Here is a 2,306-nt window from a genome sequence, read left to right as displayed (position 1 = left end):
TTTGAAAAGTCAAGTGGTTTTTTAGATATTTATCGAAATATTGTAGACACTTTTGTAGTGGTGACTGATTACCAATTAGTGTATTGAACTGCATTGGTCATGTAAGTCATGTAAGACAAGTGTATAGTGTTCTAATGGGAGGGATATTTGTGGAATACGCATTTACTCATCATGCTCGAAAAAGATGCAAAGAACAAAATATAAACCTGCATAACTTACTTAAAGAAGTGAAAACAATTTCTGCGCCGAGGGGTAATACCAGATGGATATCCACAGAAGGACATACGATAATGTTAAGTGGTAAAGCTAATGGCAATATCGTTATTGTGACTGTTATAGCAAAGCATAAGTATAGACAAACTATGAATAAACTACACAAAGGACGAAACACCTTCTGAGTGCTATCTTTTTTTGTATTTATATCACACAAATGGGTAATTTGAAAAAAAGTGCTTGTATTTCGCAAATCACATGGTAAAATATAGGTGATTGAGAATTACATTGCCGAAGGGAGTGGGCTGTGAATACCGTTGCCGCGAGGCCGAGATGGGGCAACGCATCTGGTTATGAGAAAGAGGAGAAGATATTTTTTTGTATTCTTTACCTGTTCATCATAACAATTTGCCGTGATATTAGGTTTAAAAAAATAATTTGGGAGGTAATGAAGAATGTGGTTTAAGAAGATGTTGTCAGGGATTGTAGCATGTTCATTGGTTGTATCGTTGGCAGGTGTTTCTTATGCTTCCCCAGGGCAAGTTGGAGTTGAGCATTCCTATTCCGTCGCTCATGAGAAACATATCACAATCAGCAAAGAGGACTACACTACCTATGTAACTTACCATGAAATTCCGCAAACGCTCGACATTCGGGTCATAGACAAGCACACAGGCCAAACTGTTTTTAACGAAAGCGGCGCGTCTATTGGAACCGTATTATCTTGGCTGGAAAAGCCTACAGAAAGCAATAGACATAAGCGAGTTGCGGTTTTCATTCCGTTAATACCCGTAGCTGCTGAAATCATTGTGCCTATAATCACCGCAGCTACGGGTATTACGTTAATGGAATCAAGAGAAGGCCCGATTGGAAAGCCTAATAGAAAGAAGCAGAATAGAGAAGTAAATGAAGGAAAAAAATTTCAAGATGGTTGGAAAAGTAATCCTAATAAAAATCCAAACCGACCTACAAAGAAACATACACCTAGTCCAAAGCATAAGGGTGGAAAAAAATAGAGAGGATTGATTTTAAACAAGTTGATGGAAGAAGAAAGAATGGGACTAAGAATACGTTGTGATAAGAATGTACCTGATATTTTAAAAAAAGCATTTGTGCATTTTGCTAAGTGGCTACGTTGTCATTATAATTTTCCCAAAAGAGTACCTGTTTATGTAAAAGAAAGTTATTACATTGTGAATAAATTTTCTAAAGAACAGGTATCTGCTACATTTTATGCGCCCTTTGATAAAAAGGATGAGCCTCATATTCGAATTGCTACAGGGGATTTTTATGATTTGGAGAAAGAGCTTGGACGTAGAGCTGCCATTTTGACGACTTTAAATAGCTTATCACATGAACTTCAACATTATTATCAATGGATAGATGGTAAGGAATTTCTTGAAGAAGATGAGGATTTTTTTGAAGATGAAGCAGTAGAAGGGGCAGTAGAACTTACCTGGGAATATATAGAAGACGGTTTTGAAGAGTTTTGGTCTTCATTGGATTGTTAAGTTATTGCATAAATCTTACTCGAATACGTATTGGTGGGGTGTTGCAGTTACATTTAATGATGAGGAAACCAAAGAACAAATTTATAGTCTTCAACAATCAGGACAATTAGTTACTCTTTTGTCCTTTCACAAAATAGATAATATATAAAAAAATGTTTGTGTTGCGCATAAATATATGGTAATATATAGGTCAGGGAGGGTTGATATTGGGAATGACGGTCATCAAAACAATGGGAGAACTTATTCAAGACACCAGACGTGCATTAGATATAACATTAACACAATTATCAGAGATGTCGGGCATTCCTAAAGGGACGATATCCAAAATTGAGAAGGGTGATGTCAAACGACCCGAATTTGAGACGATACGCCCACTGGCAATGGTGTTGAAGATACCCCTGGAAACACTGATCGATTATTATATAGAGACAGGCCTGTTGATTAACCAACAAAATACAATTTAAGAATAGAAAAAAAGCCGCCAACTTGGTAAAATGTTTGTACCCTTACAAACGAACCGAAAGGTGGCGACTCCCATGCAAAAGTCTACCACAATCCCGTATATCCTTCAATCGATTCTCA

The 2,306-nt window shown here is 36.9% G+C and carries 4 protein-coding genes; all 4 read left to right on the top strand.

The features are described from left to right. Positions 1-149: 149 nt before the first annotated feature. Entirely contained in the window at positions 150-398 is a 249-nt protein-coding gene (locus PPOP_RS13100) for a hypothetical protein (RefSeq protein ID WP_042228777.1), read from the top strand. Between the two features lie 270 nt (positions 399-668). Then, positions 669-1,229 (top strand): hypothetical protein, encoded by a 561-nt coding sequence (locus PPOP_RS13095; RefSeq protein ID WP_006286964.1) that lies wholly within the window; start codon positions 669-671, stop codon positions 1,227-1,229. Positions 1,230-1,253: 24 nt separating this feature from the next. Then, on the top strand, positions 1,254-1,724 hold the full coding sequence (locus PPOP_RS13090; RefSeq protein WP_006286963.1) for a hypothetical protein: 471 nt from the start codon (positions 1,254-1,256) through the stop codon (positions 1,722-1,724). A gap of 212 nt (positions 1,725-1,936) precedes the next feature. After that, on the top strand, positions 1,937-2,188 hold the full coding sequence (locus PPOP_RS13085) for a helix-turn-helix domain-containing protein (RefSeq protein WP_042228775.1): 252 nt from the start codon (positions 1,937-1,939) through the stop codon (positions 2,186-2,188). Positions 2,189-2,306: the final 118 nt, after the last annotated feature.

Source organism: Paenibacillus popilliae ATCC 14706 (assembly GCF_000315235.1).
GTDB lineage: Bacteria > Bacillota > Bacilli > Paenibacillales > Paenibacillaceae > Paenibacillus_B > Paenibacillus_B popilliae.
This window is presented reverse-complemented; position numbering and strand designations above follow the sequence as displayed.

What these genes read in the sequence shown, in the direction of transcription:
- PPOP_RS13090 (WP_006286963.1), top strand. Translation starts at nt 1,254, where the DNA reads ATGGAAGAAGAAAGAATGGGACTAAGAATACGTTGTGATAAGAATGTA.
- PPOP_RS13095 (WP_006286964.1), top strand. Translation starts at nt 669, where the DNA reads ATGTGGTTTAAGAAGATGTTGTCAGGGATTGTAGCATGTTCATTGGTT.
- PPOP_RS13085 (WP_042228775.1), top strand. Translation starts at nt 1,937, where the DNA reads ATGACGGTCATCAAAACAATGGGAGAACTTATTCAAGACACCAGACGT.